The following is a 13,785-nucleotide window of genomic DNA, read 5'->3' on the forward strand; positions in this document are numbered from 1 at the left end:
GGCAGCATCTATGTGGCCTTCCGCACCTGTTGTGAAAACGACTCACCATTTGTCAGGGTAGTCGTACTTTCCCTGCAAAACTGGCGGTTCGGTCCTAAAAATCCGTATTGGTCAAGCGTTTGAACAATCGCCCGTTGAGATAATCTGTATTCCTTATGAATTGGGTGGCGATCTGCGGCGACATCCTGATTGGTGAACATTGTGGCGATAATGTCCAGTAGAGGAAAACACAGTAATAAATACGACGGTAAAAATGACGCCGGCTATTGCAGAATTGACGGCATCGAAGGCACACACGGAGCGGCAGATAGATGAACGTGCAACGGAAGGCGATCACGGACCCGGCGTGGTGGGGTGCGGGCCGCGACGACAGCAGGGCAGGGCGCGCATGGCTGACCCGTTCGAACTGGTCGCGCTGGCCTTGGGCTGGCTGCGCGCCCGAGTCGCTGCCGCCGGCAGTGAAGCGGATGGGCGCCGACTGCTGGCCCGGGATGAGCCGCGCGCAGTTGGTCGCGCGTGCCCGCCGTCGTGCGCTTCAGCCGTCGCTGCGCGCCGCAGGGGACAACCCGGGCACAAGTGCACCCAGTGAAACCGGCCACTTCGGCCTGACCGTGACCGTTGACGGCAATGAGGTGCGTCTGGTTGCCCATCTGCGCCGGATCCCGAAACGCCGGCGCCCGGCGCGGCCGCTGAGGGCGTCGAAGCTGCCGGCGCGCGATCCGCGGCAGGGCGATCTTTTCTGACGGACCCCGAGGAGCTGAAAAATGGGCCGACCCCGGATTGAGTGGAACGATGCACAGCTGCTCGCGATCATGAATGGCATCGCGGCGATCGACCGGGATTTCCCACGCGACAACGCGCGCTTTCTGGATGGACTGATCGCGGAAGTGCGGGCGATTACCGGCCGCGCGTTTGGTGCGACCACCTACAGCCGGCTGCTGCGCGATGTCGCGCCGCAGGTCGGCGTCCAGCGCCATCCGAGTGCCCCGACGGTCCAGCAGGCAATCCTTCGTGCGCAGGCGCTCGCGCCGATCTCACAGCCGGGCAGTGCGGATAACCGGCCGGTCGATCTCGACCTGATGCGACAGGCCTTGGCCCCCGTGGTGCGCGAGGCGCTCGCGCCGCTCTACGCGTCACAGCGCGAGCGGGCCGCCGATCACGGGACGGTCACGGCGCACGATGCCAGCGATCTGGGCGAGACTCGCCAGCAGACACTCCTACAGGCGGCGCTGGAAGATGCCCATGCGCGGATCCGGCGTCTTGAACAGGCGAATGCACAGCTGCACCGCGAGCTTGGCGAAGCGCATGCGGCGCGGGATCTGGCCGGTGAACACGTGAACCGGCTGCTCGGTGAGCTGTACGCGTCGATCGAACGTGCCGGCCTTGGCACGACGACCCTCGCTCAGACGGCCGCGCAGCTGGCCGGCACCGAACGCTTCCTCAAGATGCAGAACGATGCCGTGCGGCTGCAGGCGAGCGGTGAGGCGGACGCGCTGCGCGCGCAGAACGGTCAGCTGCGTGAGCGGATCGACCATCTGCTGCTTGAAGTCGATCAGTACCGGCGAACCCCTGTCGAGCCGGCCGCCCGGGAATCGCTGAGCGCGCAGCACGCTTGCGCGGTGCGCTGCCCATCGGGCGTGTGCGCGGATTCCTGCCGGCAGCCCGCCGCTCGCGTCATTGCCAGGTCGCGATGACGCCGGTTATCAGGTGTGATGATTTTGCTTCGGCCCACCTTTCGGCGGCCGACACCGGGACCACGCAGCAGGGGAGGGGCGCTACCTTCGGCAGGCACGCGCGTTTGCGTTCGGGCGGCCCAATGCGGTACGTTGCGGGTTTCGCTAATCAGATAGAGGCAGACATGAACAAACAGGACCTGGTTGACGCCGTCGCGTCGCGCACCGGCGACAGCAAGTCCGCCTCCGGCGTAGCCATCGATGCCGTGCTCGTAGCGGTCACGCGCGCGGTGACTGCGGGCGACACGGTGCAGCTGGTCGGCTTCAGTTCATTCTCGACGGGGCAGTGCGCCGCACGCACGGGCCGCAATCCCGCCACCGGTGCCGAAATGCAGTTTGCGGCCGCGAAGACGGTGAAGTTCACGGCGGGCAAGGCATTCAGGGAGGCCGTGAACGCGTCATGACGAAGCATCTCGTCGAGGCCGACATTTACGCGGGCCTCCACCGCGAAATTGTCAGCGTGCTCGAGTCCGCCCGACTCTCGGCTGCGCGTAGCGTGAATGCGGTTATGACCGCGGCCTACTGGGAAATCGGTCGACGGATCGTGACGATAGAGCAGGGCGGCCGGGAGCGGGCGGAATACGGGCAGGCGCTCCTCGCGCGGCTCGCCGGTGACCTGACCCGGCGCTTCGGGCGCGGGTTCAGTCGGGCGAACCTCGTCAGCATGCGTGCGTTCTATCTGGCGTGGCCCGCCAGCGAGATTTGCCAGACAGTGTCTGGCAAATCGGCGCCGACGCAGAATGTCCAGACAGTGTCTGGCAAATCACCGGCGGACAAACCGGTCACCGATGCCGCGGACGATGCGCCGGATTACCTGGCGCTCGCCGCGCGCTTCACGCTGCCGTGGTCCGCCTACGTGCGCCTCCTTTCCGTGAAGACGGCCGCGGCCCGCGCCTTTTACGAGACGGAAGCATTGCGCGAAGGGTGGTCGGTGCGCCAGCTCGACCGCCAGATCGGCAGCCAGCTCTACGAGCGGCTGGCACTGTCACGCAACAAGGCGGCACTGCTCAGGAAAGCCGCGGACTCCCAGCCGGGTGATCTCCTCACACCTGAGGAGGCCATTCGTGACCCGTTCGTACTCGAGTTTCTCGACATCAAGGACGAGTACTCCGAGTCGGATCTCGAGGCCGCGCTGATCCAGCATCTGGCAGATTTTCTGCTGGAGCTCGGCGACGATTTTGCCTTTGTGGGCAGGCAACGGCGGTTGCGGATCGACGACACCTGGTTCCGGGTCGATCTTGTGTTTTTCCACCGGCGCCTGAAATGCCTGGTCATCATCGACCTCAAGGTCGGCCGCTTCAGCTATGCCGATGCCGGGCAGATGCATCTCTATCTGAACTACGCCCGCGAGCACTGGATGAAGCCAGGCGAAAACCCGCCGGTCGGCCTGATCCTGTGTGCGGAGAAAGGGGCGGCCGAGGCCCACTATGCGCTCGACAATCTGCCCAACAGGATTCTGGCCGCCGAGTACCAGACCGTGCTCCCCGACGAAACGCTGATCGCACAGGAGCTCGAACGTTCCCGGGCAGAACTGGAACGGCGGGGAATGTCCGGCGAAACTGGCGAGGCCGATTAAACCGGGCCTTGGCGGGAGTCGCAAGCGGCCGCTCGCCCCGAGGCGAGCCTGAACAGGATTGTGAGCAGAGGACAACCCGGCGGTGGCGAGGGCCATCAGCGCACGGGGTGATGGGTGGTATCGTCGCCTTGAAATTCTTCCTCGTTGTTCATACGATTAATGGGCCCTGAATCGAAGGGTTCGACCACAACCAGAGGTGACCATGGCAACAGGAAAGAAGCCCGCATCTGATGCGGGCAAGATCTTGCGCGATCCGAAGTCAACCAGGAAGGAGAAGGAGGTAGCGGCATCGGATCTCGCCCAGCGCAAGGGGGCGACGCCCAGCAAACCGAAAGGCAAGTAAGGCGCACCAGGCGCGGTCTGCCCATCCCGCAGGCCGTGCTTTTTCCTTGGCGCCTGACTATTGATAACCGGTTTATCAATATTAATGCCAATTTATTTCCACGAACGCGGATGCAGGTGCGGAGAAAAAATGTTTGAACGTATCCGGCAATGGTACGAGGGAGATAGCAAGACCGAGGTGTACGAGAACGTAATTGGATCTCTGTTGGAAAACCATTTGTTCGGAAATTGCACCGTGAGTCCCCTTGCGGTAAAGACTCCACCTTAGCCCCGCTTGCCTGGCTATGCAGCCTCAGCGTCTTTATCAGGTGCGTTGATTTGCCATTCGACGTCGTCCGTGAGATCCAAGGGCATGTTGATCGGATCTTCCACGTCGTTGATCCGATTCCAATGCATTACATCGAACGTCAGTTGTACAGCGTCCCCAACCATTTGTTCGCGACGTTGGACGAGCGACTTGTGGGCTATGTGGCGTGGAGCGGCGTCGATGTCCGTCCACAAGGTCATTTGTTCCTTCCCCTGCCATGTGGTCACTGCTAAGTTCACCCGATATGGGCTGCCGGTAACTTCGTCGCGTCTGGTTTCTTCTCTGGCGCCCTCAGAAAATTGCTCAGTCAATCGGACAGATTCAGGCCACAGCCGGCGCAAAAGGTCGATATGGATGTCGATGTAGTTCCAGTGCACGGACATCGCCCCTCGATACTCAAGTCCAGGCCCGATCGTCTTCATCCGTGCCTTCGGGATCACAGGCTCAGGGCGCGTGAGGTGAACTGACCGTTGAGCAGGCATGTGTGCGCAGGAGCAAGAATGGCCGGCCGGGATGCGCCGGGGCGGCGACCCCAGCGCCGCCAAGGCAGCCGCCCGCGCTGCCCCCACGGTCAAGGAGTTGTGCGTCATATTCATGGAGGATTACTCCAGGCAGCGAAGCAAGTCCGGGTTGGTGCTGGCACCCGGGCTACCCGGAGGAGACAGCCTGATGTCGAGCTGGCCGTCGGCACTGCGGGCTGCGCCGTCGTGACCGCCCGTCGTGTGGGTCTTGCCGGTGTAGAGAACCTTGTCGGTCCTGGTAATCATGGAATGCTCCTTCGTGTTGGGGTTGCTGGGATTGTTCTCAAAGCCTGTCGGCGTCGATGACGGCCTTGGCGAATTGCTCGGGTGCTTCCTGCGGCGGGTTGTGGCCGACGCCGCCCTTGAACAGCCGGTGCTCGTACTTGCCGGTGAAGCGCTTGGCATAGGCTGCCGGGGCGGGATGCGGGGCGCCGTTGGCGTCGCCCTCGATGGTGATCGTCGGCACGCCGATGCCCGGCAGGGCCGCGAGCTTCTGCTCCAGCGCGTCGAAGCGCGACTCGCCCTGCACCAGGCCGAGCCGCCAGCGGTAGTTGTGGATCGAGACCGCGACGTGGTCGGGGTTGTCGAAGGCCGCCGCCGAGCGCGCGAAGGTGGCGTCGTCGAACTTCCACTGCGGCGAGGCCAGTTCCCAGATCAGGCGTGCGAAATCATGGGTGTACCTGGCATAGCCGGCCGCGCCCCGCTCGGTGGCGAAGTAGTACTGGTACCACCACTGCAATTCGGCCTTCGGCGGCAGCGGCGCCCGGTTCAGTTCCTGGCTGCCGATGAGATAGCCGCTGACCGATACCAGCGCCTTGCAGCGCTCCGGCCGCAGCGCCGCGATGATATCGGCGGTGCGCGCGCCCCAGTCATAGGCGGCGAAGACGGCCGTGTCGATCTTCAGCGCGTCCATGAAAGCGATGATGTCGACGGCCGCTGCCGCCTGTTGGCCGTTGCGTGGCGTCTCGGCGGAGAGGAAGCGGGTGCTGCCGTAGCCGCGCAGATAGGGCACGATCACCCGGTACCCGGCCTTGGCCAGGATCGGCGCGACATCGACATAGCTGTGGATGTCATAGGGCCAGCCGTGCAGCAGCAGCACGGGCGGGCCGTCGGCCGGGCCATCCTCGGCATAGCCCACATCGAGCACGCCCGCCTTGATCTGCTTGAGGGCAGCGAACGAAGTGTGGCCGCCATTGGGGTTGGTCGCCCGGGTCTGGGCGTTGGCAAGGCCCAGCGCGCCGAACTGCGCCAGGGCGGCGCCGAGCGCCAGGGAACTGAGGACACTGCGACGCGAGGAATCGATCTGTTTCGACATGGCTTGCTCCTGGTTGAATAAAGGAATGTCCTAGTGGCCCAGCGTGGCCATCATTCCGGACGAATAGCGTTCGCCGGCTGCGGCGCCGAACGGGGCGGCCTCGTCGAGCGCGCGCATTTCGTCCAGGGTCAGCGTGAGAGCGGCTGCGGCGACGTTCTCTTCGAGATACCTGATGCGCCGCGTCCCGGGAATCGGCACCGTGTCGGCATGCATTGCCCAGGCGATGGCGAGCTGGGAAGGCTCAATGCCCTTGGCTGCGGCAATACCCGAAATGCAGTCGATCAGCTGCAGATTGGCTTGCAGGTTTTCCCCTTGGAAGCGCGGGTCGAAGCGGCGGAAGTCGGTCGGATGCAGTGTGTCCAGGTCCTTCAGCGTGCCGGTCAGGAAGCCCCGGCCGAGCGGTGAGCAGGAGATGAAGCCGATGCCCAGTTCCCTGACGGCTGCCAACACGCCGTTGCGCTCGGCGCCGCGCTCGAACAATGAGTACTCCATCTGGACCGCAGTGAGCGGGCGCACGGCGTGGGCTCTGCGGATCGTCGTTGCCGATGCCGCGGAGAGGCCGATGTAGCGGATCTTGCCGTCGTGGACGAGGCCGGCGAGCGCGCCGATGGTGACCTCGATCGGCGTCGCGGGGTCGATGCGATGCAGGTAGACGAGGTCGATGACATCGGTCTTCAGGCGCCGCAGCGAGCCTTCGACTGCCTTGCGGATATGGGTCGGGTCGCCAGTGACTATAGGCACGTCGCCGTGCATGGCAAGCCTGCCGTCGTCCGTGTACCGAAAGCCCACCTTGGTGGACAGCACGATCTGATTGCGCCGGCCCGCGAAGGCCTTGCCAAGCAACGCTTCGTTCATGAACGGGCCATAGGCCTCGGCCGTGTCGAAGAAGGTCACGCCGAGGTCGAGCGCCCGCCCGAGCGTGGCGAGGCTTTCCTGCTCGTCGCTCGGCCCGTAGGTGGTGCTCATGCCCATGCATCCCAGGCCTTGTGCGCTGACCGTCAGGCCCTCGTTTCCAAGTGACACCGTTCTCATCTTGATGCTCCTAATTCTGTTTTCGTGGTGATCTCAGCCCAGCGTCGCGCCCGTCAGCTGTTCGCTGAGCTGCCACAGGCGGCCGGCGGCGACGGGGTCGATGGCGCGCGGCCGGACGCCATGCATCTCGGGGCTATCGTCGCTGGGCAGTGCGACCGCGATGTCGCAGTCGGCGCAGTACACGCCGCCCATGCCGGCCAGTTGCGGGCTCGTCGCGCACCACACTGAGGTGGCGGCGCCCTGTTCGGGCGACTTCTTGTTGTTCTCCGGATCAATGACCGGCTGGCCCTCTGCATCGAAGATGTGGCTGGCTTCGATCTCGGACGGCAGCATGTGGCGCGCGAGCGGCGTGGCAATGCCGCCGGGGTGGACGGCGAAGGCGCGCACGTTCTGGCCGCGGCCGATCGAATCCAGTGCGACGGCAAACAGCGCGTTGGCGGTCTTGGACTGGCCGTAGGCCACCCAGCGGTCGTACTCGCGCCGCTCGAAATGCGGGTCGTGGAAATCGACACCGGCGCGGCGATGCCCATAGGAACTGAGCGCCACGACGCGCGCGCCGTCGGCCCGGAGAAGGACCGGCCAGAGCCTGCAGGTGAGCTGGAAATGGCCGAGGTGGTTGGCCGCAAACTGCATCTCGTAGCCGCGGGCATCGCGCGTCAGCGGCGCGGCCATGACGCCGGCATTGTTGACGAGGATGTCGACCTTGTCCGTCAGCGCCAGCGCGCGGCTGGCGAAGCGGTCGATCGATGCCGGGTCGAGCAGATCCATCGCTTCGACGACGATGTCCGGCACGGCGGCCAAGGCCTCCTTCGCCTTGGCCGTGTCGCGGGCTGGTACGATGATCCGGGCGCCCGCGGAGCGGAACGCGCGGACGGTCTCGATGCCGATTCCTGAGGCGCCGCCAGTCACGATGACGGTCTTGCCGGTCAGATCGATGCCCTGGATGACCCCGGCAGCGGTCGATGCGGCGCCGAAGCCGGAAGCGATGGGTTTTTGCGGTGTGTGCGTCATGACGGATTCCTTGTTCAACTTCGCGTTTGGGGATGCGTTATTGAATCGCGGCGGGGGTCTGCCGCGGTAGCGCGATGGCGCCAACCTCTTGCACAATCCTCTCAATCAGTGTTTCCGGAGGGGCGCAATGCCCTGAGGCGTTTGGAGGCAGGCGTGGACCACTTGAATGAACTTCGCGCGTTGGTGGAGAGCCATGGCCAGGAAGGCCCGACCGAGACGGATGTCGATGGACTGACGCTCTATGTCGAAACGGATCTTTCGGTGACGACCTACGTGGTCCATAGGCCAGTCCTCGCGTTGATCCTGGGTGGGGCGAAGCGGACGGTGCTTGGCGGCCGGGTTTTCGACATCGAGCCGGGCGACTATGTGGCCGTGTCCGTGGACCTGCCGGCGACAGGACAGGTCACCCAGCCGCCATACTCCGCCGTCACGCTGGACCTGGACCTGGGGCTCGTCGCGAGCCTGATCGAGGAGGAGTCCGCGATATCTCGGTGGGGTGCCGCTGCCGGCGTGGAGGTCAACCGCGCGGAGCCGGATCTTCTGGATGCGATGTGGAGGTTGGTCAGATTGCTCGACCGGCCGCAGGACATTGCCGTCCTTGCCCCCATGATCCGGCGCGAGGTGTTCTGGCGAATCCTGCAAAGCCCATGCGGCCCCATGGTCCGTCAGATTGCCCTGGGAGATAGCCGCCTCTCGCAGGTGAGCCGCGCCATCACATGGCTGCGCACCAATTTTGCCGAGACGATGCGGGTGGAGCGTCTGGCTGCGTTGGCGGGGATGAGCCCAGCGTCATTCCACCGCCATTTCAAGGCAGCGACCGCCATGAGTCCGCTTCAATACCAGAAGCAGATCCGTCTCCAGACGGCTCGTGCTCGCCTTCTGGCCCAGCAAGGAGATGTCGCAGGCGTCGGCTTCAGCGTGGGGTATGAGAGTCCGAGTCAATTCAGCCGCGAATATGCACGTCAGTTTGGTGTGCCGCCCGCGCGTGATGCGGCGCGCTTTCGCGAGGCTCAAGAGGTCGCCCACAGTGCTGCGGAATAGAGATGCGATAGCCGTGCGCATCGAGCTTGCTCGTGCGGTGCGGACTGCTGACACTTTTAATTTGGGCTACGACGCTCGGTCGCGAAATTTACAAAATGGCCGATGGAATGGACACCGCGGCCAGCACGACGTCGTTCACGACGCGTCGATCAGGCCGCGATTCGATGTTCATAGTAAGGGCGATAGCGGTCGTCGAGAATCGCGTACTGTGCGGCGAGATTGCCGGGCTCGGGGCAGAGCCAAGCGTCGATGTTTTCCAGCTTGATCGGGATGATACCGCGATCATGGCCCGCGGCGGCAATCTCCGGCGGAGGCTCATCGGTGATGGCCGCGAACGATAGAAGGTCCGGCTCATCAGGGGCCTGCCAGTGTGACCACAGGCAGGCAACGAGCATGTCCTGAGATGGTTGCGGCTTGAACTCGAGAACGACGTTTTCCACCAGTTCGCCTTCACCGAGTTCGCGCCCTTCAAGGCGATATCGTTTCACGTTTTCATGGAAGGCGTTCGCGACGATAAGTCCGTGCGAATACCAGAGTTCCCGATGATACGAATGCTGATCCCCGTCCTCGGCAAGAGCGGTGTTGTCGAGGCCACACGTTTCGCGACATTTATGTTTCTGGAGCGCTGCGTCACCGAGGTCGAATTGCTGGAAGTCCTCGAACCCGTCGACCAGGGGCGCGCGGCAGCCGTCCATACCCGAAGCTCACTGGTGCGCCGGGAAGAGCAGGCAACGCTGAAGGCGATGGTCGACGCGCGCACGATTCTCGAGGAAGCCGGCGTGCCGTACCACTGGACACGGGTATTCGGCCACCACACGAAGGCGATCGCCGACTATGCAACCACGACCCGGCCCGACGTCATGGTGATCGACGCCAGCCACATGGGCTTCTTCCGACGCCTGGCCATGCTCGCGGCGTTGTCGGGGCGGACGGTCACACCGGTGACGATGGTTCATTGAATCATCCGACGTTCATCGGCAGCAGCAACCTCTGTTTGCCCTGCTGGTGCAGGCGCGTCTGGATCGCGACCGGTGTGTGATTGTGCAGCCACGCCGTCAGGACATTCATCCGTTTGAAAATCAGCTTGCTCGCGAAGCAGACGCTGTTCGGGAATTGCTTTATCGAGGCTTCTGCCAGCTTGAGGAACTCTTCGACAGTGTCGGTGCCGAACGCGATCCGGTATTCGGCGGCGATGCCATGCCGGCGACAGTGCGCAACGTAATACTGGAGAGACGCCGTAATCGTTTGCCGCAAACGCTCCAGGTGCTCGGAGCCTTCATAGCTTTGCGCGTCCACTTCGCCGACCGCGAGAAAGATCACATTCCTGAAGTGTCCCGGAAATAGCCGGTTCACCCATAACAGCGCGTGCATGCTGACACCGCGATGCTTGCCGACGAGCAGGATGGCGGTTGGCTGGGAAGGTTCTGGCCTGAGTGACGCGGCCGCGTCGCCCGGATCGGGTGCAGCGCCGGTGAAGAGGGCGTCCTCCCTGGCAATCAGTGCGCGGGTTTCGCCGTAGTGCCGCTTGATGACAATGCATAGCGCGACCACCGCGCCGGTCACCAGTACCGTCAGCCAGCCGCCCGCCGTAAACTTCTCGATCAGCGTAATGACCAGCACGGTGCTGGTGACCGATAGCCCTAGCGCGGATAGCGCGAAGTGCTTCAGCCAGTTTTCCCCGTCACGCCGATGGCGCCACCAGTAAATGCACAAGCCCAGCAGGGAAGTCCCATCGCCATGAGGACAAGTCCGCCGGACGGCTGCGTATGGCGAAGCGGGGCAGTTACCCAGAAATAGTATCCCCACCAGAGGAAATTGATGCCGATTGCCGCGAGCCAGAAGCCACGCGCCGAAAAGAAACTGTAACCGAACCGACGCGGCAATGGCGACTGAAAAGCTGGATTCCCTTTGCAACTCCGCACAGGATAGCCACGACGATGGCGAGCTTCAGGATGTCCATGCGACGTTCTCCTTTCGGCGCTGGATTCGCGGGAAAGACATGTCTCGCTATCTTCTTCCCCAATATAGACGGTCATTGGGCGAATGCAACGCGGCTGTTATAGAGCGGTCAAGAATGGTGTGGTTGGAGACACGACGTGGCGCATCACTATGCCGGTCACTGATTGTCAGAGAACGCGACAGGTCGATCGTTGTCGCCGTGCGTCCACGCAAAACTGCGATCGGATCCTTGCCACTGACTTTGTGAGTGCTTCACCAGTTTAACGGAGATGGATACATTGAGTGCGGGAGCGCTGTCGTGTCTGCAGAATCACTGCAAAGAAGAAGTTGGAATCCTTAGCAAACCGAAAGAGGTCGTGCCAGAGAGAATGTAAAAACTTTTGTGTAAGCGGTCATTTGGCAGGAAACTGTCAGCAACAGGAGCACAGATGACAGTAGCGAAAGGCAACAAAAGAGAAAAACCCGATCCTGAACTCGTCAAGCTGGCAGACAGCCTGCTGGCGAACTACCAGAAGCCGGAAGATCTGATAGGCGAGAACGGGTTGCTCAAGCAGCTCACGAAGATGCTGGCGGAGCGACCGCTTGAGACGGAGATGTCCAGAGCACCTGGGCCATGGCAAGAGCGAAGCGGTGACTGATGCCACTGGCAACACCCGCAATGGGCATAGCGCCAAGACATTGCAGGGGGGAGTTTGGCGAGTTGCCGCTCAATATTCCGCGCGACCGTCAGGGCGCATTCGAGCCGAAGCTTGTGGAGCGTCATCAGACGCGCCGGTCGGGCTTCGACGATAAGATCATTTCGTTGTACGCGCGAGGTCTGAGCGTGCGCGAGATCCAGGGCCATCTGGAAGAGATGTACGGCACGGAGGTGTCGCCCACGCTCATCTCGGCGGTCACCGACGCCGTCAGCGAAGAGGTGAAGGTCTGGCAAGGCCGTGCGTGTCATCGGCACCTGTAAATTGATACACCGTCGGCACTGAGGAATTGATACACCTCGACGAAGGGATAATGGCCGCTTTGAGCGGCGATGATCTCGTACGAGGGATACATGCAGATCAGGATATTGCACAAGCAGGGCAAGAGCCTGCGTGCCATTGCTTGTGAGGTTGGCTGCTCCGTCAACACGGTGAGGAAATATCTGGCGACGCAGGACGCGCCGATGTTTCGGCCCGCAGCGACTGCGCGCGATTCGATACTGAAACCGTTCGAAGCCTATCTTCGGGAACGGATCGCGTCAGCGGCACCGGACTGGATTCCAGCGACAGTTCTGTGGCGCGAGATCCAATCGCAGGGATTCAATGGCGGCGAGAGAATCGTGCGCAAGTTCGTTGCGACATTGCGGCCTCTACCGGCGCCCGATCCTTTGGTGCGATTCGAGACTGCCGCGGGCGATCAGATGCAGGTCGACTGGGTCGAGTTCCGCCGGCGCAAAGGAGCGAATCTGTTCGCATTCGTGGCCACTCTCGGCTATAGCCGCGCGACTTACGTCGAATTCGTTTCCGACATGCGACTCGATACTTTGCTCAGGTGTCACGTCAACTGTTTTAACTGGTTCGGCGGTGTGCCGCGCCGTGCGCTGTACGACAATATGAAGACCGTTGTCATCGAGCGGGATGCTTATGGTCCGAAGCAGCACCGTTTCCAGCCGGGGTTTCTCGACTTCGCCCGGCACTACGGGTTTCAGCCCCAGCTTTGTCGGCCTTATCGCGCGAAGACCAAAGGCAAGGTCGAACGGATGAACGGATATTTGCGCCGCAGTTTCTACGTTCCGCTGGCCGCCCAGTTCAAGGCGGCCAACGTCGAACTGGACGTGACGACCGCCAACACTGAAGTCTGGCGTTGGCTACGCGAAGTTGCGCATGTCCGGATACATGGAACGACCCGCTTGAAGCCAGGCGAGCAGTTGCTTGTTGAGCAGAAGGCCTTGCAGAGCGTACCGCCACCGTATCCGTCGCTGTTGCCAGCAACGACACCGGCGAGCGGACAGGAGTTGCGCGAGCGATTCCACGACTGGCTATCTCCGCTACAGCACCCGCTGTCCGTGTACGACCAGCTGATTCGGGTTGCCGCATGAACATCGCACACGAACGAGTGGCGCAGCTATGCGCCCAGCTGAAGCTCACGACCATCGCGGACGCGTTGCCGCACCTGGCGCAAAAGGCGATCGCCGATGAGGTAAACCTGACAGAGTTTCTCGAATCGGTACTTAAGGCCGAGCACACGGCGCGGCTCGTCAGGCAGCGCGCGACGTTTGCACGCCTGGCAGGCTTCCCGACGATCAAGACCCTCGACGGTTTCGACTTCGCAGCAGCCAGCGGTGTGCCCAGATCGCAGGTTCAGGAGCTGGCGAGTCTGACGTTTCTGGAGCGAAACGAGAACGTCGTATTACTCGGACCGAGTGGCACAGGCAAAACGCACATTGCAATGGCGCTTGGTTATGCAGCAACGCAAGCTGGAATCAAGGTGCGCTTCATTACGGCAGCAGACCTGCTGATGATACTGACCACGGCACATCGGCAGAATCAGCTGGGCGACGCCCTCAAACGGTTCATCAACCCGTACCGGCTGTTGATCATCGATGAGATCGGGTACCTGCCGATGAGCCGTGAACAGGCCAACCTGTTCTTCCAGGTGATCGCCAAACGATACGAGCGCGGCAGTCTGATCGTGACCAGCAACCTTCCATTCGGGCAGTGGGACCAGACGTTCGCCGATGACGCAACGCTCACTGCTGCCATGCTCGACCGGCTATTGCATCACGCTCACCTCGTGGCGATCCAGGGCGAGAGCTATCGACTACGCGACAAGCGGCGCGCCGGACTGGTTATGAAGAGATCGACTACGACAAAGGAGAACGCCGCCAACGGAATGCGGTCGGCACCGCAATAACACTACAACCCGGTGTATCAAATCTGAAGTGCCGATGCCGACAGAAACTGTATCAATTC

At 62.5% G+C, this 13,785-nt stretch carries 14 protein-coding genes and 5 pseudogenes; 11 read left to right on the forward strand and 8 right to left on the reverse strand.

Annotated elements, in window-relative coordinates:
- Positions 1-311: 311 nt before the first annotated feature.
- From B0G69_RS37135 to B0G69_RS41570, 5 genes are all read left to right on the forward strand, one after another.
- Positions 312-743: a hypothetical protein gene (locus B0G69_RS37135; RefSeq protein WP_241991671.1), complete on the forward strand. Its 432-nt coding sequence runs from the start codon at positions 312-314 to the stop codon at positions 741-743.
- 21 nt (positions 744-764) lie between these two features.
- Complete coding sequence (locus B0G69_RS37140; RefSeq protein ID WP_199731476.1) at positions 765-1,694, forward strand: hypothetical protein; 930 nt, start codon at positions 765-767, stop codon at positions 1,692-1,694.
- 164 nt (positions 1,695-1,858) lie between these two features.
- Positions 1,859-2,137, forward strand: coding sequence for an HU family DNA-binding protein (locus B0G69_RS37145; protein ID WP_121325005.1), 279 nt, complete (start codon positions 1,859-1,861; stop codon positions 2,135-2,137).
- Entirely contained in the window at positions 2,134-3,309 is a 1,176-nt protein-coding gene (locus B0G69_RS37150) for a PDDEXK nuclease domain-containing protein (protein ID WP_121325006.1), read from the forward strand. The genes B0G69_RS37145 and B0G69_RS37150 overlap by 4 nt, the downstream gene beginning before the upstream one ends.
- 202 nt (positions 3,310-3,511) lie before the next feature.
- Complete coding sequence (locus B0G69_RS41570) at positions 3,512-3,652, forward strand: hypothetical protein (protein WP_199731477.1); 141 nt, start codon at positions 3,512-3,514, stop codon at positions 3,650-3,652.
- A 281-nt stretch (positions 3,653-3,933) separates the two neighbouring features.
- On the opposite strand, the gene B0G69_RS37155 is transcribed toward B0G69_RS41570, so the two are convergent.
- On the reverse strand, positions 3,934-4,380 hold the full coding sequence (locus B0G69_RS37155) for a hypothetical protein (protein WP_121325007.1): 447 nt from the start codon (positions 4,378-4,380) through the stop codon (positions 3,934-3,936).
- A 35-nt stretch (positions 4,381-4,415) separates the two neighbouring features.
- Between B0G69_RS37155 and B0G69_RS42485 the strand changes: the two are divergent.
- Positions 4,416-4,582: pseudogene (locus B0G69_RS42485) on the forward strand (integrase); the annotation flags it as partial.
- Here B0G69_RS42485 and B0G69_RS37165 read toward each other — a convergent pair.
- From B0G69_RS37165 to B0G69_RS37180, 4 genes and pseudogenes are all read right to left on the reverse strand, one after another.
- Positions 4,576-4,722: pseudogene (locus B0G69_RS37165) on the reverse strand (peroxiredoxin); the annotation flags it as partial. The pseudogenes B0G69_RS42485 and B0G69_RS37165 sit on opposite strands and share 7 nt — an antisense overlap.
- A gap of 40 nt (positions 4,723-4,762) precedes the next feature.
- Positions 4,763-5,794: an alpha/beta hydrolase gene (locus B0G69_RS37170; RefSeq protein WP_121325008.1), complete on the reverse strand. Its 1,032-nt coding sequence runs from the start codon at positions 5,792-5,794 to the stop codon at positions 4,763-4,765.
- A gap of 30 nt (positions 5,795-5,824) precedes the next feature.
- A complete protein-coding gene (locus tag B0G69_RS37175) occupies positions 5,825-6,826 on the reverse strand; it encodes an aldo/keto reductase (RefSeq protein WP_121325009.1) in 1,002 nt (333 codons plus the stop codon).
- Between the two features lie 33 nt (positions 6,827-6,859).
- Positions 6,860-7,837, reverse strand: coding sequence for an oxidoreductase (locus B0G69_RS37180; protein ID WP_121325010.1), 978 nt, complete (start codon positions 7,835-7,837; stop codon positions 6,860-6,862).
- A gap of 153 nt (positions 7,838-7,990) precedes the next feature.
- Between B0G69_RS37180 and B0G69_RS37185 the strand changes: the two genes are divergently transcribed.
- A complete protein-coding gene (locus B0G69_RS37185) occupies positions 7,991-8,878 on the forward strand; it encodes an AraC family transcriptional regulator (RefSeq protein WP_121325011.1) in 888 nt (295 codons plus the stop codon).
- 149 nt (positions 8,879-9,027) lie between these two features.
- On the opposite strand, the pseudogene B0G69_RS37190 reads toward B0G69_RS37185, so the two are convergent.
- Positions 9,028-9,426: pseudogene (locus B0G69_RS37190) on the reverse strand (SOS response-associated peptidase family protein); the annotation flags it as partial.
- A 3-nt stretch (positions 9,427-9,429) separates the two neighbouring features.
- Here B0G69_RS37190 and B0G69_RS37195 point away from each other — a divergent pair.
- Positions 9,430-9,837: a universal stress protein gene (locus tag B0G69_RS37195; protein WP_241991673.1), complete on the forward strand. Its 408-nt coding sequence runs from the start codon at positions 9,430-9,432 to the stop codon at positions 9,835-9,837.
- A gap of 1 nt (position 9,838) precedes the next feature.
- On the opposite strand, the pseudogene B0G69_RS37200 reads toward B0G69_RS37195, so the two are convergent.
- A pseudogene (locus B0G69_RS37200) lies at positions 9,839-10,603 on the reverse strand (amino acid transporter); the annotation flags it as partial.
- Between the two features lie 58 nt (positions 10,604-10,661).
- A complete protein-coding gene (locus B0G69_RS37205) occupies positions 10,662-10,838 on the reverse strand; it encodes a hypothetical protein (protein WP_199731480.1) in 177 nt (58 codons plus the stop codon).
- Positions 10,839-11,265: 427 nt separating this feature from the next.
- Between B0G69_RS37205 and B0G69_RS37210 the strand changes: the two are divergent.
- The 3 genes and pseudogenes from B0G69_RS37210 to istB all read left to right on the forward strand — a co-directional run.
- Positions 11,266-11,768 (forward strand): annotated as a pseudogene (locus B0G69_RS37210) (transposase); the annotation flags it as partial.
- Positions 11,769-11,885: 117 nt separating this feature from the next.
- Entirely contained in the window at positions 11,886-12,911 is a 1,026-nt protein-coding gene (gene istA, locus B0G69_RS37215) for an IS21 family transposase (protein WP_241991246.1), read from the forward strand.
- Positions 12,908-13,726 (forward strand): IS21-like element helper ATPase IstB, encoded by an 819-nt coding sequence (gene istB / locus B0G69_RS37220; protein WP_121317734.1) that lies wholly within the window; start codon positions 12,908-12,910, stop codon positions 13,724-13,726. Before istA ends, istB begins: the two co-directional genes overlap by 4 nt.
- Positions 13,727-13,785 lie beyond the last annotated feature (59 nt).

The sequence above is a fragment of the Paraburkholderia sp. RAU2J genome, from assembly GCF_003634845.1.
Lineage (GTDB): Bacteria > Pseudomonadota > Gammaproteobacteria > Burkholderiales > Burkholderiaceae > Paraburkholderia > Paraburkholderia fynbosensis.

What these genes read in the sequence shown, in the direction of transcription:
- B0G69_RS37135 (WP_241991671.1), top strand. Translation starts at nt 312, where the DNA reads ATGAACGTGCAACGGAAGGCGATCACGGACCCGGCGTGGTGGGGTGCG.
- B0G69_RS37140 (WP_199731476.1), top strand. Translation starts at nt 765, where the DNA reads ATGGGCCGACCCCGGATTGAGTGGAACGATGCACAGCTGCTCGCGATC.
- B0G69_RS37145 (WP_121325005.1), top strand. Translation starts at nt 1,859, where the DNA reads ATGAACAAACAGGACCTGGTTGACGCCGTCGCGTCGCGCACCGGCGAC.
- B0G69_RS37150 (WP_121325006.1), top strand. Translation starts at nt 2,134, where the DNA reads ATGACGAAGCATCTCGTCGAGGCCGACATTTACGCGGGCCTCCACCGC.
- B0G69_RS41570 (WP_199731477.1), top strand. Translation starts at nt 3,512, where the DNA reads ATGGCAACAGGAAAGAAGCCCGCATCTGATGCGGGCAAGATCTTGCGC.
- B0G69_RS37155 (WP_121325007.1), bottom strand. Translation starts at nt 4,380, where the DNA reads ATGAAGACGATCGGGCCTGGACTTGAGTATCGAGGGGCGATGTCCGTG.
- B0G69_RS37170 (WP_121325008.1), bottom strand. Translation starts at nt 5,794, where the DNA reads ATGTCGAAACAGATCGATTCCTCGCGTCGCAGTGTCCTCAGTTCCCTG.
- B0G69_RS37175 (WP_121325009.1), bottom strand. Translation starts at nt 6,826, where the DNA reads ATGAGAACGGTGTCACTTGGAAACGAGGGCCTGACGGTCAGCGCACAA.
- B0G69_RS37180 (WP_121325010.1), bottom strand. Translation starts at nt 7,837, where the DNA reads ATGACGCACACACCGCAAAAACCCATCGCTTCCGGCTTCGGCGCCGCA.
- B0G69_RS37195 (WP_241991673.1), top strand. Translation starts at nt 9,430, where the DNA reads ATGCTGATCCCCGTCCTCGGCAAGAGCGGTGTTGTCGAGGCCACACGT.
- B0G69_RS37205 (WP_199731480.1), bottom strand. Translation starts at nt 10,838, where the DNA reads ATGGACATCCTGAAGCTCGCCATCGTCGTGGCTATCCTGTGCGGAGTT.
- istA (WP_241991246.1), top strand. Translation starts at nt 11,886, where the DNA reads ATGCAGATCAGGATATTGCACAAGCAGGGCAAGAGCCTGCGTGCCATT.
- istB (WP_121317734.1), top strand. Translation starts at nt 12,908, where the DNA reads ATGAACATCGCACACGAACGAGTGGCGCAGCTATGCGCCCAGCTGAAG.